We start from the raw sequence: 20,118 nt of genomic DNA on the forward strand, positions 1-20,118 counted from the left end.
GTCATCTTCGTTAGCTAACCATTAGCAGACGATTTTACCATAATCTTGGATCCTCCCCTCATTCGATATTAAACAAGCTGCACTATGTTGACCTTATTTGCCTGGGGCAAGCTTTAGTCAAACCTATGTTAGAGCTTCAAAATAGCTTCTGCCACCGCTCTCTTACTACAAAAGTCCCAATCCCCCGGACTATTGGTGACCCTAACGGCCCGTGCTATAGTGTCCAATGTTTACAACCATTTTGATATAAAACAACAACAAGCAACAACAAACTGTCAACCAAGTGGAGTCGTGCCATGAAGATACTGTCTTACCTCCCTTTAAGCTGTACCCTATTGCTCAGCGCTTGTGGCGGTGGTGGCAATGATAATGGCGGCGACCTTATCCCTCCTGTCGTTACTCCACCTCAGGCCTTGTCTCGCTGTGAGCAACAAAGTGAATTCAACAATCAAACAACAGCATCCGGTCTGGTTTTTAAGTTGCAAAGCCGTTATTTAGCCGGCCAGCAAAGCAGTGTTATTGCCACTATGGGCACGCTCAACAGCCGTAATATGCAGTTCCAATGGCAGCAGTTGTCCGGGCCCGGTGTCGATATGAGCATCAATGACAGCCCAGTGCTGGCGTTTGTACCGCCACAAAGCGGTGATTACCGCTTTCAGTTAAATGTCAGCGGCAATGATCTCAGCCTGCAGGAGACGGTTACCCTGACAGTAGCAGCGGGAAGTGGCCTAAATATCCGCCAGGATCACCAAGTGGTAGAAGGCAATAATGTCAGCGTACGACTGGATAGAGTCAATGGCGCTGCGGCAAACAATATCAACTGGTGTATTGCTGCCGGGCCTGACCTTAATCTGGACTTGTCCAATCTTGAGCGTCCCTTATTTGTCGCCCCCGGGGTTAGCCAGGATACGGGGGTGATCTTGCGAGCCAGCGCCAGTGTCAATGGCGAGATCTTAAGCGATGAAGTCAGCATACTGATAACTGATGAAGCGCAAATTACCTCAGAGTACTTTGATGCGCCAGTTGCCCGCACTCATGCCTACAGGCGAAACTCGCCCTATGCCGATGTACTAAAACGCTGCACTTATTCCAATCAGTTGAGCGCTTGCCAGCTTAGTACCCTGCCCTTGATTGGACAAGTCGGCACCGGCATCAGTGATAAACAAGCGATAATGGACCGGGTACTGGTATCCCACGATTGGATGGGGCGTAATTTTGAAGCCTTTATCGATCAAATGGACACTCATGGTGACTTTGCCACCTTATTGCAATCTGTCACCGCCGTGGTGATAAGCTACGATGTCCGTCCCTCCTTTTATTGGGTGGTTACCGGCGCCATCTATCTGGATCCGGAAGATCTTTGGTTGACGGCAACCGAGCGCGACAGCATCAATGAAGCGCCGGATTACCGTGCCGGTTTCGGTAATGAGCTGCAGTTCCTGATCCCCTGGCGTTATGTCAAAGACAACGATTATGCTTCTGTCTATCGTGATCGCAACCAGCGCAGCAATCGTCCTATCAGTGAGTTGACTACCGATCTTTCCTCGCTGCTATACCACGAGTTGGCTCATGCCAATGACTTTTTCCCGCGCAGTGTTCATTCAAGCCTTGAGGGACCAACTTTGCTGGATGATTATTACCGGCGCACGGCGCAAAAAGCCTTGATATCGGATCAGCTCAGCAGCGCTTATCCGCTTAATAGCACAGAAATGAGAGCCCTGGCCAGCGTAAGCTTTATGGGCGAAACCGCCACAGCGACCCAAAAGGCATACTCGCCCGGGGATGTCAGCGGCTTCTTCTTTGCCGACAGAGCCAATGACTTTTACAACTACAGTACCTCCAGGGAAGATGCCGCCATGCTGTTTGAAGAAGCCATGATGAGTTACCGTCTTGGGGTACAGCGGGATGTGGCTGTCACAGACAAACCCGCAACTGTGACCGCAAACAGCATCAGTGTCGACTGGGGCCAACGGGGACGGATCGGTGCCACCGAACTTAGAAACCGAACAGGTTTGGTGTTGAGCGAGATGATGCCTGAGCTCAATAATCAGCTGCTGCTGGATAGTTTGCCGGCGCCGCTGCAGATGCAACCAGGCTTGAGTTGGGCAGCCAACCTCGGCATATCACCCACACTTATGGCGCCAAAGAGCAATATCCAGCATCAACAACAGCGTGAACAAACTCAAGTGCCGCTGCGTTTGAGTGGCGATCGCCACAGAGCTCCTGTGGGTGTAAACAGACACTGATTGTTATTTTAGTTTGTCATAGTATAAAAAAGCGCTGCTCTAGGGCAGCGCTTTTTTACTATCTTTAGCGACTTAAAGACTAAAGCCGTAGCATCTCTTTGATAAAGGGAATAGTCAACTTACGTTGATGAACCATAGACGCCTTGTCCAGCCTATCCAGTACATCGAACAGGGTACGTAAGTCTCTGGCTAAACGATTAAGCAGAAAGCGGCCTACATCTTCCGGTAACTGTAGGCCACGCATGGCAGCGCGACGTTGCAATGCCACCAACTTTTCTTCATCGGCCATGGGCTGGAGCTGATAATTGAGTCCCCACTGCATCCTTGAGACCAGATCCGGCAAGGCAAAACCGGCATCTATAGGCGCTGCGCTGCCACTGACCACCAGAGCACAATGTTTCTGTTCGGCTACCCGGTTATAGAGATCGAATATCGCCTCTTCCCATAAAGGATGGCCGGCAATCGCATCGACATCATCAATACAAACCAGATCGAGCTGCTCCAACCCTTCAAGTAAAGCGGTGGAGATACTGGCATGAATACCCAAAGGAATATAAAAACTGCTGCGTTCCAACTCATTGGCGTGAGCACAGGCGGCGTGCATCAAATGGGTTCTACCCGATTTTACCGGTCCCCATAAATAAACGGCTCCCTGGCTGTGGCCTTCGGCACAGGCCCTCAGAGTCTGGATAAGTTCATCGTTTCCTGCCGCTGGATAGTAACTGTTAAAAGTCTCATCGTCCGGCAAGTGAACGGGCAGTGAAAGTTGCAAGGGTGAGTTTTGTGTCACTCAGGATCGTTCCCAATCGCGGTCAATCAAAAATGCGGGCGCCAAGTCTAGCATGACTGGCGCCGCGGTTAAAACCTCAACGGCTGTGCCACTGGTAAGGACCTAAGGGCTGGCTCACATTCTCGTTGAATTTTGTGGTCTCGGATGCCTGCGGCAATGAGTTAAAACCATCGTAACCCTGGCCGTCGGCGACATCTTGAAAACCGCTCTGGGCCGAAGATAACCGAGGCTCCAAACGCAACAGGTTTTTCAAGTCGTCTTCCGAGCCAAAAAGTTGCACCTTAAAAGTAGCGCTATCACCCTGCAAAGTGCTAAGGCTTGCTTCACGCACCGCGCTGAGTTGATTGAGAAACGCTTCAATTTCCACCAACTGCTTCATCTGGCTGATGCCGGTAAAACGTACCTTGCTCAGCAAACCATCCCCAGAGTCGGCTATGGCGTACCGGGACACAAAGTAATCGGACAGTGACAACATCATCTCGGCCACAGCCTCGTCTTTACTGGCAGCTTGTCCCTGACGATTGAGCAGAGGCTGGCCGAAGGACTGACTGATATCCGTCTTGGGATAAAGTACCAATTGATAGTTAAATTCACTGCCATTTGCCTCAAGTGCGCCCATCGCAAAGAAGTCCGCCTGATAGCGAGTTGAGGCGGTAGCAACAGTATCGGCAAATAAACCGCGCACGTCATTGACATTGATACGCATCAAATCATCAAGATCCATCAAAGGAAACATCAGCGGCACACCACGTTCCATCGAAGCATCGGCAAACGCCTTGCGCTCTTCAGCGCTTGAGTCATCACTTAGGATAACTCTTTCATTGTTGATATCCGTACTGAGCCAAAACAGAGTTAAGGGACGCTGTTTGCCCCATACAGGCAAGCCGGCTTCACGCAACATGTCGACTATCTTCCGGTGTTCGAAATTAGCTTTTAGCTTGAGCCCTTCTTCAGTATCAAGATAACCAAACTGACTGACCAGGGCATCGGCATTGGCAAGTTTGGCTTGGATCTCCGGGCTTTCGAGAGCACTGCGTGAGCCGGAATTTTTTAAAATAACATCTTCCAATGCCTTCTTGAGCCCCTTGCTCTTCTCGGCACTGGATCTGGACCCAACGGCTACAGTAGCTTCATCCAGCTGTTTAACCTCAACAGCCTGAACCAAAGTCGTGGCGCAGAACAGGGAAAGAAAAACAACTGGCTTTACAAATAAATTCAGCATCTTTGCGACGGTAAAAAGTGGTCGGAATGGCAAAAGTGTATCATATATGCCCCACTTGGCGAGCCGGTGGAGATGAAAAACCTGCCTCTTGGTTCATCTCGGGTTCAACTATGGAAATTGTGAAAAATTTGATCTAAAACGGCAAATAGCCCCCCACGCTTTGTGGCCATCTGGTAATATTGGCCGGTTTAACCACAATACGGATAAAAAAATGAAATACCTTGCCCGTCCTCTGCAAGGCGCACAAATGTTATTTGTCGCTTTCGGAGCCCTGGTGCTGATGCCGTTGCTTACCGGCCTCGATACCAGCGTAGCCCTGTTTACCGCCGGATTCGGCACCCTGTTATTCCAACTGATCACCAAACGTCAAATCCCTGTTTTCCTCGCGTCGTCTTTTGCTTTTATTCCACCTGTTATGTATGGCGTCCAAACTTGGGGTATCCCTGCCACCATGGGCGGGTTGATGGCAGCCGGCTGTGTCTACCTAATGCTGGCCTCTGTGGTAAAACTGCGTGGCAGCGGCATTATTATGAGGCTTCTGCCCCCTGTGGTTGTGGGGCCGGTTATCATCATCATAGGTCTCGGCTTGGCACCGGTTGCGGTGAATATGGCGCTTGGTAAAAGTGGAGATGGCAGCCAGGTGCTTGTTGCCCAAGATACCGCGCTATTTGTTTCTCTGGCATCACTCCTGACCACCATAGCCGTGGCCATCTTTGCCAAGGGACTGTTGAGGCTGATGCCGATCCTGGCCGGCATTATAGTCGGTTACAGCTTGAGTCTGTATTACGGCATAGTGGACTTCAATGTTGTACACGAAGCCGCCTGGCTGGCCATGCCTAACTTCGTCGCTCCCGAATTTAACTGGCACGCCATAGCCTTCATGATCCCGGTTGCCATCGCCCCGGCGGTGGAGCACATAGGGGATATTCTGGCTATCTCCAATGTTACCGGTAAAGATTACCTGAAAAAGCCCGGCTTACATCGCACTCTTGCCGGTGACGGTGTTGCCACCATAGCAGCTACCGCTTTTGGCGGCCCACCCAATACCACTTATTCTGAGGTCACAGGCGCAGTAACCCTGACGCGCAACTTTGATCCGAGAATTATGACCTGGACAGCCATTACTGCTATTTTGCTGGCCTTCGTCGGCAAGTTGGGGGCTCTGATGCAGACCATTCCGGTACCTGTAATGGGCGGTATCATGTGTCTGTTGTTCGGCTCTATCGCTGCAGTGGGCCTCAACTCATTGATCAAACACCAGGTGGATCTCAGTGAACCTCGCAACCTTTCTATCGTTGGAGTGACACTGGTATTCGGTATCGGGGGTATGGCTTTCGGTATCGGTTCATTCAGCCTGACCGGCATCAGCCTTTGCGGTATCGTAGCTATATTGATGAACCTGTTGCTGCCAAACAGCAAACCTCACGCGAGCAAAACAGGTAACTCTGTAGTAGATGAAACCTAAGCTGAGTACTGGCTGCGTTAGAACATATTAATTAAAAAACCGATGGCGTTGTCATCGGTTTTTTGACTTATAATCTGTCATTTCCCAATGGGAAGCATAAGAACACATAACGAGCCTCACAGACTCGAATAAAAACCGTCTGGGATGTTCAGAAAACAAAAATCCCCAGGACATACCCGGGGATTTTAGGTCACTGTTTAGAGTTCAGGTTAGGGCTCAAGCCACTATGATAAAGCCAACAAAAGTCAGTGCCGCTGCGATTAAGGCATAAGGCAGTTGAGTGACTGCGTGACTTACCAGATTACAGCCGGAGCCTTGCGCCGCAAGGACGGTGGAGTCTGAGTAGAAACATGCCTGGCTACCAAAGGATGAAGCTGACAACAAGGCGCCTATCACCAAGGGGATATCGGCACCAACAGATTGCGCCAGCGGCATTACAATAGGAATGGTTACCGCAAAAATACCCCAACTGGAACCTGTGGCAAAGGCCAGAATTGCCATGGCTACAAATACTACTGCCGGCAAGAGCTTAGGTGTCATAAAGGGACTCAGGGAGTCGATGACATACTGAGGTAGCAGCAGTTGGTCGCAAACATCCTTGAACACAAAGGCGGCGATAACAGTGCCTATAGCCGGTAGCATGCTCTTAAAGCCATCTATCATCTGATCCATCATTTCGGACAAGGGCATCAAACGCTGTACCGCGTAATATGGCAAGGTAATCACCAAGGTTGCCAACAAGCCTTTCCATACATCGATATCGAAGTAGACGGTAAAGCCAACCAACAGCAAAATAGGTACCAGGAAATTATGTAATTGTCCTTGCTTATCGGCCAGCTCAAACTCCTCTTCCATCGCGCGCACGGCATATTCATCCAAGGTCTGGACTTCATCAAAATTTGTTTGTTCTTTGGCTGGACTACCGGCAGCCGCAGCAAGCTGTGCTTTTTTCATTGGCCCTATGGCCGGGACTATTCCGAGAATCACCAACAGCACCATGGCAACTGCCAACCAGGCATAAAACATGTACGGGATTGCCTGCATATAGATTTGGATCCCCTCACCTTCGGCAGCCACTCCGTTGTTGACCAAGAGCCCGCCGAAAAAGACCGCCCAGGTAGATAGCGGCACCAACACGCACACTGGCGCAGCGGTAGAGTCGACCACATAGGCCAGCATCTCACGGGAGATCTTGAATCTGTCGGTGACCCGTTTCATGGTTTCACCGACCGTGAGCGCATTCAGGTAATCATCAATGAAGATAACCAGGCCAAGTACAAAGGTCATTAGCAGGGACGAGCGCGGCCCCTTGGCTAACTTAATTGCCTTGCGGCCAAAGGCCAAGGCACCGCCGGTGCGCACCAATAAGGCAATCAGGGCACCGAAACTGCCACACACCAGGATTAACCAACCTATGGTCTCATCGGCCATCACTTTGAGTGAAATATCGGCGAAGTTATTCAGTACCTGACTGGGATCCAAAAGTAACAGACCACTGACCGCGCCTATGATCAACGCCAAAATGGGACGACGCAGCCAAATGGCCAGCACCAATACAACAATGGGGGGAACAAGACTTAACGCTGTCGGCTCAGACATGCACTTAGGTCCTCAAAAAGATGGCCTTACGGCCCTATAAAGTCATGTGGGGCGTTCAAGACACCGCCAAAACAACTGCTTTATTTACGGCTTTCCGCCAGACGGACAGTAACAACTGGTCGCTTTTGTTGGAGCCTTGCTAAAAACATCGCGCAGAAAATAATGCTCAACTGCATATGAGTCAACCATAATCTGAATCAGTCAGCGCAAATTTTGACCTTGTAGGCAATTGCCAAAAAATTTCTATATGATTCAATAGCTTTTACATGCACATTTTAAGCTCTTTTAGCGTTATTGACATATAAGCATTCAGTTAAACTGCCTTTTTATTTTAAACAATGTCAAATGAGTTTTGTGCTAATCACCAGCACCCTGCCGATTAAGCAGTTTTAAATACTGATATCCAATCAGGTTGTAGTCGCATCATCTTTTAACTGGCATATTTGTTTGACGTGAAAAGATAAAAATTCTGTTAAAAGCAAAAAATATGACTCATCCCCCCTTTCTAAGATGCTTTAAATTAGGTATCGTGCCGAAGGTTAAACTCTTTCATATCAGCCAGTTTCGAGGTAGTAATGCGGCCAATCATCAAATCCAATAAGCTCGACAGTGTTTGTTACGATATTCGAGGACCGGTACATAAAGAAGCACGTCGGTTGGAAGATGAAGGGCACCGTATTCTTAAACTCAATATAGGTAACCCGGCCCCCTTTGGCTTTGAAGCCCCGGAAGAGATAGTTCGTGACGTCATCCTCAACCTGCCATCAGCTCAAGGGTATTGTGAGTCCAAAGGTTTGTTTTCTGCCCGTAAGGCGATAGTGCAGCATTACCAGTCCCAGGGGATCTTCGGTGTCGATATTGAAGATATCTATATAGGTAATGGTGTTTCCGAACTGATAGTGATGGCCATGCAAGGGCTACTCAATACCGATGATGAGGTGTTGGTTCCCTCCCCTGACTATCCACTATGGACTGCGGCGGTTAACCTGGCCGGCGGCAAGGCGCGCCACTATCGCTGCGATGAAGCGGCCGACTGGTTTCCCGATCTTGAGGATATCAAGAGCAAGATTGGCCCAAGAACCCGCGGAATTGTGATTATCAACCCCAACAATCCAACCGGTGCCGTATACAGTCGCGAGCTGTTGCTGGAGATTGTTGAGTTGTGCCGGCAACACTCCATCATACTGTTTGCCGATGAGATCTATGACAAAATTCTTTACGATGGCGCTGTGCATATCCCGGCCTGCAGCTTGTCGGACGATATTCTCACAGTGACGTTTAATGGCCTTTCCAAAGCCTATAGAGCCGCCGGTTTCCGGGTCGGTTGGATGATGCTGTCCGGCAATCTCAAGGCGGCGCGAAGTTATATTGAAGGGCTGGAGATGCTCTCCTCTATGCGCCTTTGTGCCAACGTGCCCAATCAGCACGCGATTCAAACCGCATTAGGTGGTTATCAAAGTATCAATGAGCTTACCGCCATAGATGGCCGCCTGACCCAACAGCGGGATATCTGTTATGAGCTACTCAATCAAATTCCCGGCGTGAGCGTGGTGAAACCCAAGGGTGCCATGTATGCATTCCCTCGCCTCGACAGCAAGCGTTTCGGCCTCAGGGACGATGAGCGCCTGGTGCTGGATCTACTGAAAGATAAGAAAATTCTCTTGGTACAGGGCACTGCCTTTAACTGGTCAGAGCCGGATCACTTACGAGTGGTGTTTCTCCCTCATAAGGAAGACTTACAGCGGGCCCTGCTCGCCTTCGGTGACTTCCTCGAGTACTACCGCCAATAACAAATGCCAGCCGCCCGTCGAGGCGGCTTTTTTATCGCCGCCCGGCACTGACAGCCTTTAACCACTGAGGTAAAGTAAGGGAAACGCGCAAAAACTTAGAGAAGTTGTATGAGTCACCTTTTTGCCCACCTGGCCAGGATGAAGTTAATTCAGCGTTGGCCTTTAATGTATAACGTCCGCCCCGAGAATGTGCAGGAACACTCATTGCAGGTCGCCATGGTGGCCCATGCGCTGGCCATCATCAGTAACCGTAAATTCAATGGTCAGTATTCGCCCGATCGCGCCGCTACCCTGGCCATCTTTCACGATGCCGGCGAAATTCTTACCGGCGATCTGCCCACTCCGGTCAAATACTTCAATGCCGAGATAGAAGCCGAATACAAGAAGATTGAAGCCATAGCCGAAGCCAGGCTGCTGGAGATGGTGCCCGAAGAGTTTCGTGACGACTACCGCTCGCTGTTTATCAGTGATAACGCCGAGCTCAGCCATCGCAAGTTGGTCAAGTCCGCCGATACTCTGTGCGCCTATCTTAAGTGTCTCGAAGAAAAGCGTGCAGGCAACAACGAGTTCAATAGTGCCCGCAAGCGACTCGAAACCATGCTGGATGCCAACCCCGACCCGGCAGTGGCGTATTTTCGCGAGCATTTTATTCCCAGTTTCACCCTGGATCTGGATGAGATCAATCAACTGCTCTAGCAGGAGATATTATGAGCCAAGCCCACTGGCAAGCCAGGCGCGAGCCCAATAACAGTCAGCGCCGCGACGATAATCGCAGTCCCTATCAGAGAGACAGAGCCAGAATTCTGCACTCTGCCGCCTTTCGGCGCTTACAGGCCAAGACTCAGGTACTTGGGGTGGGCATGAACGACTTTTACCGCACCCGCCTGACCCACTCACTGGAAGTCTCGCAAATAGGCACGGGCATAGCCGCCCAGCTGAAGCAGCGCTATCCCGAAATGGCCTTTTTGCTCGATTCCATGAGTCTGCTCGAAGCCCTGTGTCTCGCCCACGATATCGGCCACCCACCCTATGGCCATGGCGGTGAGGTGGCGCTCAACTACATGATGCGTGAGCACGGCGGCTTTGAAGGCAATGGCCAGACCTTCAGAATTCTTACCCGGCTCGAACCCTATACCGAACACTTTGGCATGAACCTAACCCGGCGTACCCTGCTCGGTGTACTCAAATATCCAGCGCCGGTACGTACGCTGAGAGTCGATAGACCCCAGCCGGAACTGAGTCACTATCGTCAGTTAAGGCCGAGCCAATGGCCGCCGGTCAAAGGGGTTTTCGATGATGATGAAGCTATCCTCGATTGGGTGCTTGAGCCGCTGGATAGTAAAGACAAGCAAGGCTTTCTCAGCCACTATAGCCCGGGCGAAGGGCTGCACCATCGCACCCGCTATAAATCATTCGACTGCACCATTATGGAGCTGGCCGATGATATCGCCTATGCGGTGCACGATCTCGAAGATGCCATAGTGATGGGAATTGTCACCTGCTCCAATTGGCATGAGGATATGCGTGCACCGCTGCAAGCCATTGAGGATGAATGGATCCAAAGCCAGCTCGGGAATATTGAGCTCAAGCTGTTTTCCCGCAAACATCACTTGCGTAAGGATGCCATAGGAACCTTGGTAAATGCGCTGGTAACCGCCATCAGAATCGACCAAACTCCGGACTTTGCCGAACCCTTGCTGAGATTCAGTGCCAAGTTGGAGCCGGCCTTTGCCGAGCTATTGGAACTATTGAAGCAGTTTGTACTTAAACATGTGGTACGTAAGCCCGAGATCCAGATGCTGGAGTACAAGGGGCAACAGATAGTGATGGAGCTGTTTGAAGCCTTTGCCTCGGATCCCCTGAGGCTTTTGCCTCACAACACACAATCTCGTTGGCAGCAAGCCAACAACAAGGGCGAAAACAGCCACAGAGTAATAGCAGACTATATCTCGGGAATGACAGATGAGTTTGCCGCCAGGTTACATCAGCAACTGTTTAGCCCAAAGGGCGGTGCCATCATAGACTTGAGCCAGAATTATTGACCACATCAAGCCAATGCCGTTCAGTTAATAATGGGTCGAAAAAATTGATCTTCATTTCACATGAGGGGAATACGATTTACGCAGGCTTTGCCATATCGTTGCGAAGGGGCGAACTCATCAAGGCAGGCCGTATAATAGCTGTTATTTTTTGATGATTTATACCAAGGAGGACATGGCGGTAGTTTTACCATCATGAACCACTACATGATTGATCATGAGCAATCACTCTAGATGGCTGCATAGCCGCTTGATGTTAAAACGTGATTGAAAAAGAGGGTTACCTTTGTTGGGTAGCCATCTAGGGAAATATTCGGAAAGCTAGCTATGGAAATAAAAAAGAGGCCGCAAATTTGCTTGGCCTCTTTTTTAATATGGTACCCGAGGACGGACTTGAACCGTCACGCTGTTACCAGCGAGGGATTTTAAATCCCTTGTGTCTACCGATTCCACCACTCGGGCAAATTGTGCGACAAGGAGCATATCTCATCGTCGCTGAAAGAGTGGAGGCGCGACCCGGAGTCGAACCGAGATCGACGGATTTGCAATCCGCAGCATAGCCATTCTGCCATCGCGCCCCAAGCCGTAAGGCTGGGATTGGAGCGACATATCGGGTTCGAACCGATGACCTGTACCTTGGCAAGGTACCGCTCTACCAACTGAGCTAATGTCGCATCACTTGTTTGCTTCATCTTCCGAGTTGACAATCAACAAAGGTACCGACCTTCTGTTTTACCAACTGAGCTAATGTCGCATCGCTTGTTTGCTTCATCTTCCGAGTTGACAATCAACAAAGGTACCGACCTTTTGTTTTATCAACTGAGCTAATGTCGCATACCAGTTCCGCTATCCAAGCGAAAGCCAGAGTCTTATTCCCTGACTGCGGAATGGCATTCTACCGATTTAAGGGCGGGAGTCAATCGGCAAATAAGCATTTTTATATCAAAATGGCTTGAATGCTGGCAATTTACTCAACAGGGGACTATTTCCGGTCAAAATGATTAAAATGCAATCTGATTCAGTAGCTTGTCGACTCCCTTCCCTATCAAATGACATCCTAAAAAACCTTGTACAACGCCTCTCTAAAATCACTTCTCAAACGGTCCGAGGTGAATCCAATAATATTCAGGCTTGGATATAACAAGGCCCGGTACTCAGACCGGGCCTTGGCTATTAAGAGTCGGAATTAATCTTCAGACAATGGCAGAGACAAGTAGTTAAGACCTAACATCTTCTGCATTACACCCACCACCTGGCAGCTATAACCAAACTCATTGTCATACCATACGTAGAGGATGGCGCGCTTGCCATCGGCGATAGTGGCTTGAGAGTCAACCACGCCGGCGTAGCGTGAACCCACCAGATCACAAGAAACGATTTCCGTAGACTCGGTGAAGTCAACCTGGTTTTGCAGCTCTGAATGCAGCGCGATATCACGCAGATACGCGTTCATATCTTCTTTGCTGGTTTCAGCATTCAGGTTCAGACTAATGATGGCCATAGACACATTAGGAGTCGGCACCCGAATCGCATTACCGGTCAGCTTACCGGAAAGCACCGGCAAGGCCTTGGCAACGGCTTTGGCGGCACCGGTTTCGGTGATCACCATATTCAGCGGCGCGCTGCGACCACGACGGTCGGCTTTGTGGTAGTTATCAATCAGGTTTTGGTCATTGGTATACGAGTGGATAGTTTCCACGTGACCATTTTCGATACCGTACTTATCATTAACGGCCTTCAATACAGGCGTAATGGCGTTGGTGGTACAGCTGGCAGCAGAAACAATAACGTCTTCCGGCAGAATATCGCTGTCGTTAACACCAAAGACTATGTTCTTGATACTGCCTTTGGCAGGTGCAGTCAGTAGAACCTTGGATGCACCAGGGCTCTTAAGGTGCAGACCCAACCCGTCTTCATCTTTCCAGATACCTGTGTTATCGACCACCAAGGCATCAGTAATACCATACTTGGTGTAATCCACTTCATCGGGTGAGTTGGCGTAAATCACCTGAATATAAGTACCGTTGGCGATGATGGCGTTGTTCTCTTCATCCACCTCAACCGAACCGTTAAAAGGTCCGTGTACTGAATCACGGCGCAGTAGGCTGGCACGTTTTTCCAGATCGCCCTTACGGCCACCGCGCAGTACGATAGCGCGCAGGCGCAACTTGTTGCTGCGACCGGTTTTTTCGATCAACAGACGGGCCAGCAGACGACCGATACGGCCGAAGCCGTACAGTACGACGTTGCGTGGTTCAACTTCATCTTTGCTTTCAATGGCACTGGCCAGCTCGCGGCTCATATAAGCCTCGATTTCGCTGCCATCGGTATGATTACGCCAGTACTTAACCGCCAGTTTACCTATATCCACTTTGCACTGTTTGACATCCAGTTTGCTCAGGGCTTCTACGAAGGGGAAGCTCTCACGCAGGCGCAGCTTGTCGCCCACATGGCGACGAACCAGACGATGGGCCTTGATAATATCGATAGTGGAGGCGATCAGCAGGGGTTTACCATAAACCACCACTTCTACGCCCTGATTGCGATACAACTTGCCCAACAGGGGCTGCATGGCCTCTGCCAGTTCGAAGCGTTCTTGCCAACTTTGTAGGTGTTTATCAGCGCTCATTTACAGATCCTTTATCTCACTTTTCCACTTAAATTAACGGGAAAGGTTTGAGTAACAAAAAGAAAAGACCAATAATCATATTTATGACAGCTAACCTGCCCCTCTTTGGTCGGCGCTATTGTAATGAAAACTGCAGCTTCAATCTAGTAGGAGATTTTCGCTAAATCTCTAATTAAATTACAGATTTAACCATGTGGAGCGTATTTTGACGCGTAATCTAGTAATAATTACATCATTTATCCTTATAGCATGGGTTAGTGGCTGTGATAACGGCGGTAACCCCGCCACTATTTGTAAGAATAATCCTGAACTTTGTGACGATTTGCATAAGGATAGCTGGTGCAGGCGGGAAAAAAACAGTCTGATTATTCAGCGCTACCAGGTCAAAACCACCGCTGAACCCTCAGGTGAGCAAATTTATCACTTGCTCACTAAACTGGAAAACTACAACCGCTGTGTGGGACTTGCGTCCGGAGTACAACATATTCTCAATCCAGAGCGCACCAATGACAGAGCCAGAGCCTATGGTTTAAGCGCGCAAAGCCTGTCTGAGCTGCAGGCCTCCACCAAGGGCAGTAATGACATTTATATTGCCTTCTATCACTGGGCACATTTAGGTGACGATGCGGCGCTCAAGGTATTGCTTGAAGCAGAGAAACAGCAACAGATAGATTCATCCGAGATCCTTGCCGGGCTAGCGGGCTATTATCTCAAGTTTGATGCCATCAAAGCGAAACAACTCTATCTTAAAGTGTTTTCAAAAAGTACAGATAAGAACTTCGACCCCGATTGGTTATTGGGGCTGGCGAGTGCTTCCCGGCAGTTGCAGGATATGGAGCAGGCCTATCTGCTTTCAAGAACCAATCTACTGTTGACCGACAACCCGGTCGATGAGGTCCAGCTTCAGGCCATGATAGGCAACAACAGTCAGCTGAGTACTCATTTGGATCAACAGGCAAGTAGTCTGGCGGACGCTCTCAAAAGCGGTGATTACCTTGAGAGTGACTGGCCCAAACGCCTGCAAGGCAATGCGGGGACACAAGTTGCTCCTGAGGTTGGAGCAACACAAGCCGCAAATAGCAAACCCATTGATAGCGACAGTAAGCTTGAGAAAAGCGCCGAAGCGGCCAAACAAAACTGATGATCTATTCTCCGGGCGGCAAATTACTTGCCAGTTTGTAATTTACGCCTGTCGGTCGCACAATTAAAGCATTGTTTCGCGACCGCTGTAATAAAAACACCTAATTTGTTAACGGAATAGCCAGTTACAGCGTGATTTAACTTGACGACCCGCGACATTTTTGTAATTTTACTACCAATTACTGTTTTTACATTCACCAGAGGGATATGAGATGACTATCCGCGTAGCAATTAACGGTTATGGCCGTATCGGACGCAATGTTCTGCGTGCTCTATACGAGAGCGAGAAAGACTATCCTATTCAAATCGTTGCCATCAACGATCTCGGAGACGCTTCCATCAACGCTCACCTGACCAAATATGACTCTGTTCACGGCCGCTTCAACGCCAAAGTAGAACACGACGATGAAGCTATTTATGTCAATGGCGACAAGATCCCGACCTTCCAGGAACGCGATCCATCCAAACTGCCATGGGCCGAGCTGCAGGTAGATGTGGTTTTCGAATGTACCGGTATCTTCACTTCCAAAGAAGCGGTACAACCACACCTGGATGCCGGCGCCAAGAAGGTTATCATCTCAGCTCCCGGTAAGAATGTTGATGCCACCGTGGTATACGGGGTTAACAACCAGGAAATCACCAAAGAGATGACTGTTATCTCCAATGCTTCCTGTACCACTAACTGTCTGGCACCAGTGGCCAAGCCATTGAACGATGCCATCGGCATTGAATCCGGCCTGATGACCACTATTCACGCCTACACCAATGACCAGCGTCTGTCTGATGTGTATCACAGCGATATGCGTCGTGCCCGCGCGGCGGCTTTGTCGATGATCCCAACCAAAACAGGTGCTGCTGCGGCTGTTGGTTTGGTTGTACCTGAGCTTCAGGGCAAGTTTGACGGTCTGGCAGTTCGGGTTCCGACTGTCAACGTGTCTCTGGTTGACCTGTCCTTTATCGCTTCCCGCGACACCACAGTGGAAGAAGTTAACGCCATTATAGAAGCGGCAGCCAAGACTTCCCCCATGAACGAAGTGCTGGCGGTTAATAAGGAGCCTCTGGTTTCCATCGACTTCAACCACAACGCCTTCTCATCCAACTTCGACGCCACCCAGACTCGCGTCAAGGGACGCCTGGTGAAAGTCATGGCCTGGTACGACAACGAGTGGGGGTTCAGCAACCGTATGCTGGACAACGCCGTTGCCTTGATGACAGCCAAGTAATATAAGTTCAAAGCCGAACGCCTGCCTAGTGCAGGCGTTTTTTATGCCAGTTGTACTAGCTTTGTCTTGCCACAGACTAGGTCTTTATTTCTCAAACTTCCATAGCCCGTTTTATCCGTCTGTCAGCAGTGCTTCTCCCGATATCCCCCTGCTGTCTCATTGCTCTTTCAATATTTGATGTAAAGTAGCGGATTTCCATTTTAGACAAGCGCCATCAAACACATTTCACTTCCGGAAAATAAAGTCCCTACTTAGACTCAGGTTAAAAGCCATTTCAATTATTGTGTTTGAAAGCCAATTCGGCCATTGCGCCGGTTAGCGCCTTGCCTTTAGCGGAGCCTCACTATGGACAATCAATTTCTTAGTCTTATTACCGATCCCCTGCTTGACCCCAAGCAAAAAACCCTGGCGCTGGCCGGTGCCGCCGATGCCAGTATTCCCTATCTGCCTCGCAGTGAAGCACTGACCCAAGCCATGGATAAAGGCATTATTTGCGATATGTTTGAGGGCCATGCCCCGTTCAAACCCAGATATGTTTTGCCCGATTACCAACGTTTTCTCGAGCAAGGCTCCGAGTATCTGGAGTTGACACCGGCCGAAGATCTGGATGATGCCCTGATGAAGCTGATGGTGCTGTATCACCATGTGCCGTCAGTCACCAATATCCCGGTTTTTCTCGGCTATCTCGATAGTTTATTGTTGCCTTACTGCCAGGACGTCAGTGATGAAACCCTATATCAGAAACTGAAACGCTTCTGGATCCAGTTGGATCGCACCCTGCCGGACGCCTTTATGCATGCCAATATAGGCCCAGAGGACAACCGTGTCTGCCGCACTATTTTACGCATTGATGCCGAGCTCAAGCAGGTGGCTCCCAATCTAACCTTTATGTATGACCCCAGGCGCACGCCCAAAGCGCTGCTGCGATTGGCGACAGACAATATCATTGCCTGCAGCAAACCTCATATCGGCAACTGGCCGATACATGCCCAAACCTTTGCCTGTGCTCCCGGTGAGGCGCCAAATCAAACGTTCGGCATTGTCAGCTGTTATAACGCGCTCCCCACCCGAGGCGGTGCCAATACGCTGGTCAGACTTAACCTCAAAGCCGTCGCCGAAGAAGCCGGTACCCTGGAGGAAATGCTCGAGCGCACCCTGCCCCATTACTGCAACCTGATGTATGAACTGATTGAGCTACGTTGTGAGTTTTTACACCATAGATCCCATTTCTTCGACTCCTTCCTGGTAAAAGAAGGACTCATTGACGAATCCCGCTTTGCACCCATGTTCGGCGTTTATGCCATGGCCGAAGCCGTCAATCATCTGCAACAGCTGGCAGGTATGAGTGGCGAATATGGTCACAACGAGCAGGCCAATGCACTCGGTTTAGCCATTACCCGCGCGCTCAGTGACAGAGTGACCACTACCCAAGTCAGTTTTGGCTTTAATGGCCGCGCCTTACTTCATGCCCAGGGGGGCCTTTCCATCGACAAAGGCACCACTCCGGGAGTCAGAATAGCCTACGGCCACGAGCCGGACCCTGTCACTCATGTATTGGCGCTGGCGCCGCAACACGCTTTCTATCCTTCCGGGATCAGCGAGATCCTGACCCTGGATGAAACCATCAAGGCCAATCCTGAAGCCCTGCTTGAGCTGTGTATTGGCGCCCTGGATGCCGGCTTTCGTGAATTTACCGCCAATACCGCCGATACCGATCTGGTGCGCATCACAGGTTATATGGTGAAAAAGTCGCAGATCGCCAGTTACCGCCAACAAGGCTCACGTACCAACACCACCTTTCTGGGCACAGAAGCCAGTGAAACCACGGCCGTGACCCAAAGGGCACCGCGGGTAGTGAGCGCAGAGTTCCATGCCGCCGACAAGTCCCAGGTGTAAGGACGCAAGCTATGAAGAGTGCAGCCCCGGGAATAGGAATATTTGATAGCCCGTCTAATCATTCTGAGCTTAATCGCGATGAGCTGAATGGGCGTCAGTCGAATTACCGTGAGTTAAATAGCGGCGACACTGGCACTTCGGCATTGACTATAAGTTCCGAGGTTGCCAGTGCCGACGTCGCCAGAGTGTTGCCCTTCTCGACCGTTGATGGCCCGGGCAATCGCATGGTGTTTTTCCTTCAGGGTTGCAACTTTCGCTGCCCCGGTTGCCATAATCCGGAAACCATCACTCTGTGTGACGCCTGCCAGGAGTGTATTACGCACTGCCCGGCAGGTGCCTTGAGCCTAAAATCAGCTGCGGCTGATATTCAAGCAGTTTCAAATAGCAAGGCATCTCTCAGGCTTGCCTGGGATAGTACAAGCTGCATCGGCTGCGACACCTGTCTCGATGTTTGCCCTTCGAGCAGCCAGCCCAAAACCCAACGCCTGTCAGTCGAAACAGCATTGACACTGATTAAAAGGCAGAAAGCTTTTATCCGCGGTATCACCTTGAGTGGCGGAGAGGCCAGCTTGCAGCTGAAATTTGTCAGCACCTTGTTCAAAGCCATCAAACAAAGCCCAGGGCTCAAACACCTGACTTGCCTTTTGGATACTAATGGTAGCCTGGGAGCAAGTGGTTGGCAGCGTCTGATCCCTTGGCTTGATGGCGCTATGGTTGACCTGAAAGCCTGGGATGAGCCGGCTCACCGACGACTGACAGGCCGTGGCAATATCAAGGTCAAGCAGAGCCTGCAACTGCTGGCCGAAGTAGGAAAACTGGCGGAAATCAGGCTACTGGAAGTCCCCGGAAAAAGTGATTATTGGCAGCACTTTGACGCTCTGGCGTTGTTTTTGCTCGACTTGCAACGCCGGCAAGCGCTGAAGGGGGAGCCGATGCGGCTGCGCCTAAACGGTTACAATCATCATGGTGTCAAAGGCGAGGCCTTGCGCTGGCCCAAGGCGAGCCAACAGCAGATTGATGACCTGGCCAAGGCGCTCAGCCGCGCCGGTATAGCCAATATCAGTCTGCCACCGGTTAACCTTGGCTGATGGACTGCTTAAAGCCACTGAGGAGAGTTGCTTTTAGCCATTGTAGCGCCGGATCTCGGCTACCACTTTGATGATGCACCATGCTATAGCCCACCTTGCCATAGGCAAAGGGCAATGGCTTAACTACCATGCCGCTTGCCTGCGCCGCCATTGAAGCCCACAGCGCCGAGCAGGTAAACAACAAGTCCGAGTGGCGGCAGATACTGGCGGCGGCGCCGAAGTCGGCGACTTCCAGCGCCAGCTCCCGCCTGCGGCTCAATTGTGCCAATGACTGCTCGAAAAAGGGTTGCTGCAGATCGGCGTCCAAAATGCCCACATGGGCAAAGCTCAGATAGGCATCCAGTGTCAACTTTTTTGTTGCCAGCGGGTGCCCGGCTCGCATCAGGCAACACATCTCGTCCTCTGCCAAACGCTCCCAAATCAGTTCGTTGCGGCCAGTTGGCGGCTGTCCCAAGTCGTGTGGCAGAACCAGCAAGTCCACCCGTCCTTCACACAGGGACTGAAAACCCGTGCTCTCTTTGGCATGCACTGCCAGTTTCATTCCCGGCGCCTGCTGTTGCACGCTGGCGATAGCGCCCGCAAGCAGTTCGAAGCTACTTTCTCTCAGCGCCAAATTCATCCGCCCTTGAAATCCTTCCGGGCGAAAGCCCTCTTCGGTAAACAGGTTGTCCATCTCTCTGAGCATGGCGCTGATAACCGGCCCGAGTCGTTTGGCCTTGGCAGTCGGCAACAACTGATTACCCTGACGGTAGAAGAGCTCATCATCGAGGCAATCCCTGAGCTGGGAGAGTATTTTGCTGACCGCCGAAGGGCTCAAACACAGACGCGTGGCCGCCTGGGTGACGCTTTGCTCTTCCAGCAGCTGTCTGAGCACCAGAAGATGACGGAAATTAATGCGGGATAAGCGGACGATATCACTCATTCTGGCTGTGTTTAACCTTGACTGAATAAGCCAAGGCTAAACCAAAACTGAATCAAGTTCTGCAATCAG

Annotated in this window: 14 protein-coding genes and 3 tRNA genes; 9 read left to right on the forward strand and 8 right to left on the reverse strand. The window is 50.5% G+C overall.

Translation table 11 applies throughout. The annotated features are described in order from the left end of the window. Positions 1 to 296: 296 nt before the first annotated feature. Positions 297 to 2,246, forward strand: coding sequence for a PKD domain-containing protein (locus tag SIL79_RS16515; RefSeq protein ID WP_071475539.1), 1,950 nt, complete (start codon positions 297 to 299; stop codon positions 2,244 to 2,246). Positions 2,247 to 2,325: 79 nt separating this feature from the next. Here the strand turns inward: SIL79_RS16515 and hda are convergent, their stop codons facing one another. Together hda and SIL79_RS16525 are read right to left on the reverse strand one after the other, a co-directional pair. Continuing rightward, positions 2,326 to 3,036, reverse strand: a complete 711-nt coding sequence (hda, locus tag SIL79_RS16520; RefSeq protein WP_039032924.1) for a DnaA inactivator Hda — start codon at positions 3,034 to 3,036, stop codon at positions 2,326 to 2,328. Positions 3,037 to 3,112: 76 nt separating this feature from the next. Continuing rightward, the gene (locus tag SIL79_RS16525) at positions 3,113 to 4,258 is read right to left on the reverse strand and encodes a DUF2066 domain-containing protein (protein ID WP_083399727.1); all 1,146 of its coding nucleotides are present in this window, start codon (positions 4,256 to 4,258) and stop codon (positions 3,113 to 3,115) included. Positions 4,259 to 4,469: 211 nt separating this feature from the next. Between SIL79_RS16525 and SIL79_RS16530 the strand changes: the two genes are divergently transcribed. Then, positions 4,470 to 5,723: a uracil-xanthine permease family protein gene (locus tag SIL79_RS16530; RefSeq protein ID WP_319619595.1), complete on the forward strand. Its 1,254-nt coding sequence runs from the start codon at positions 4,470 to 4,472 to the stop codon at positions 5,721 to 5,723. A 216-nt stretch (positions 5,724 to 5,939) separates the two neighbouring features. Here the strand turns inward: SIL79_RS16530 and SIL79_RS16535 are convergent, their stop codons facing one another. Further along, positions 5,940 to 7,322, reverse strand: coding sequence for a Na+/H+ antiporter NhaC family protein (locus SIL79_RS16535; RefSeq protein ID WP_071475537.1), 1,383 nt, complete (start codon positions 7,320 to 7,322; stop codon positions 5,940 to 5,942). 575 nt (positions 7,323 to 7,897) lie between these two features. Here SIL79_RS16535 and SIL79_RS16540 point away from each other — a divergent pair. From SIL79_RS16540 to SIL79_RS16550, 3 genes are all read left to right on the forward strand, one after another. Further along, on the forward strand, positions 7,898 to 9,112 hold the full coding sequence (locus SIL79_RS16540) for a pyridoxal phosphate-dependent aminotransferase (protein ID WP_039032921.1): 1,215 nt from the start codon (positions 7,898 to 7,900) through the stop codon (positions 9,110 to 9,112). Positions 9,113 to 9,220: 108 nt separating this feature from the next. Continuing rightward, the gene (yfbR, locus tag SIL79_RS16545; RefSeq protein ID WP_039032920.1) at positions 9,221 to 9,808 is read left to right on the forward strand and encodes a 5'-deoxynucleotidase; all 588 of its coding nucleotides are present in this window, start codon (positions 9,221 to 9,223) and stop codon (positions 9,806 to 9,808) included. An 11-nt stretch (positions 9,809 to 9,819) separates the two neighbouring features. Continuing rightward, positions 9,820 to 11,154 (forward strand): anti-phage deoxyguanosine triphosphatase, encoded by a 1,335-nt coding sequence (locus tag SIL79_RS16550; protein WP_144361507.1) that lies wholly within the window; start codon positions 9,820 to 9,822, stop codon positions 11,152 to 11,154. Between the two features lie 372 nt (positions 11,155 to 11,526). Here SIL79_RS16550 and SIL79_RS16555 read toward each other — a convergent pair. The 4 genes from SIL79_RS16555 to SIL79_RS16570 form a co-directional block, all read right to left on the reverse strand. Continuing rightward, positions 11,527 to 11,613: transfer RNA gene (locus tag SIL79_RS16555), tRNA-Leu, on the reverse strand. A gap of 42 nt (positions 11,614 to 11,655) precedes the next feature. Then, positions 11,656 to 11,729, reverse strand: a tRNA-Cys gene (locus tag SIL79_RS16560). Between the two features lie 20 nt (positions 11,730 to 11,749). Further along, positions 11,750 to 11,825, reverse strand: a tRNA-Gly gene (locus SIL79_RS16565). 512 nt (positions 11,826 to 12,337) lie between these two features. After that, entirely contained in the window at positions 12,338 to 13,780 is a 1,443-nt protein-coding gene (locus SIL79_RS16570) for a glyceraldehyde-3-phosphate dehydrogenase (RefSeq protein WP_039032918.1), read from the reverse strand. Between the two features lie 193 nt (positions 13,781 to 13,973). On the opposite strand from SIL79_RS16570, the gene SIL79_RS16575 reads away from it, so the two are divergent. The 4 genes from SIL79_RS16575 (at position 13,974) to SIL79_RS16590 (ending at position 19,127) form a co-directional block, all read left to right on the forward strand. Beyond that, positions 13,974 to 14,921: a DUF2989 domain-containing protein gene (locus tag SIL79_RS16575; RefSeq protein ID WP_313954996.1), complete on the forward strand. Its 948-nt coding sequence runs from the start codon at positions 13,974 to 13,976 to the stop codon at positions 14,919 to 14,921. 211 nt (positions 14,922 to 15,132) lie between these two features. After that, on the forward strand, positions 15,133 to 16,143 hold the full coding sequence (gap, locus tag SIL79_RS16580) for a type I glyceraldehyde-3-phosphate dehydrogenase (protein ID WP_025010313.1): 1,011 nt from the start codon (positions 15,133 to 15,135) through the stop codon (positions 16,141 to 16,143). A 345-nt stretch (positions 16,144 to 16,488) separates the two neighbouring features. Next, complete coding sequence (locus SIL79_RS16585) at positions 16,489 to 18,039, forward strand: YjjI family glycine radical enzyme (RefSeq protein ID WP_162206382.1); 1,551 nt, start codon at positions 16,489 to 16,491, stop codon at positions 18,037 to 18,039. An 11-nt stretch (positions 18,040 to 18,050) separates the two neighbouring features. Beyond that, positions 18,051 to 19,127, forward strand: coding sequence for a YjjW family glycine radical enzyme activase (locus SIL79_RS16590; RefSeq protein ID WP_144361509.1), 1,077 nt, complete (start codon positions 18,051 to 18,053; stop codon positions 19,125 to 19,127). Here SIL79_RS16590 and SIL79_RS16595 read toward each other — a convergent pair. Further along, the gene (locus SIL79_RS16595) at positions 19,114 to 20,049 is read right to left on the reverse strand and encodes a LysR family transcriptional regulator (RefSeq protein ID WP_071476677.1); all 936 of its coding nucleotides are present in this window, start codon (positions 20,047 to 20,049) and stop codon (positions 19,114 to 19,116) included. The two genes, SIL79_RS16590 and SIL79_RS16595, sit on opposite strands and share 14 nt — an antisense overlap. Between the last annotated feature and the right edge of the window lie 69 nt (positions 20,050 to 20,118).

The organism is Shewanella indica, from assembly GCF_033842865.1.
GTDB classification, from domain to species: domain Bacteria; phylum Pseudomonadota; class Gammaproteobacteria; order Enterobacterales; family Shewanellaceae; genus Shewanella; species Shewanella indica.

Bases quoted from the DNA above. Each gene is read 5' to 3' on its own strand.
- SIL79_RS16525 (WP_083399727.1), bottom strand. From the start codon at position 4,258: ATGCTGAATTTATTTGTAAAGCCAGTTGTTTTTCTTTCCCTGTTCTGC.
- SIL79_RS16515 (WP_071475539.1), top strand. From the start codon at position 297: ATGAAGATACTGTCTTACCTCCCTTTAAGCTGTACCCTATTGCTCAGC.
- SIL79_RS16535 (WP_071475537.1), bottom strand. From the start codon at position 7,322: ATGTCTGAGCCGACAGCGTTAAGTCTTGTTCCCCCCATTGTTGTATTG.
- SIL79_RS16530 (WP_319619595.1), top strand. From the start codon at position 4,470: ATGAAATACCTTGCCCGTCCTCTGCAAGGCGCACAAATGTTATTTGTC.
- SIL79_RS16540 (WP_039032921.1), top strand. From the start codon at position 7,898: ATGCGGCCAATCATCAAATCCAATAAGCTCGACAGTGTTTGTTACGAT.
- yfbR (WP_039032920.1), top strand. From the start codon at position 9,221: ATGAGTCACCTTTTTGCCCACCTGGCCAGGATGAAGTTAATTCAGCGT.
- gap (WP_025010313.1), top strand. From the start codon at position 15,133: ATGACTATCCGCGTAGCAATTAACGGTTATGGCCGTATCGGACGCAAT.
- SIL79_RS16595 (WP_071476677.1), bottom strand. From the start codon at position 20,049: ATGAGTGATATCGTCCGCTTATCCCGCATTAATTTCCGTCATCTTCTG.
- SIL79_RS16550 (WP_144361507.1), top strand. From the start codon at position 9,820: ATGAGCCAAGCCCACTGGCAAGCCAGGCGCGAGCCCAATAACAGTCAG.
- SIL79_RS16570 (WP_039032918.1), bottom strand. From the start codon at position 13,780: ATGAGCGCTGATAAACACCTACAAAGTTGGCAAGAACGCTTCGAACTG.
- SIL79_RS16585 (WP_162206382.1), top strand. From the start codon at position 16,489: ATGGACAATCAATTTCTTAGTCTTATTACCGATCCCCTGCTTGACCCC.
- SIL79_RS16590 (WP_144361509.1), top strand. From the start codon at position 18,051: ATGAAGAGTGCAGCCCCGGGAATAGGAATATTTGATAGCCCGTCTAAT.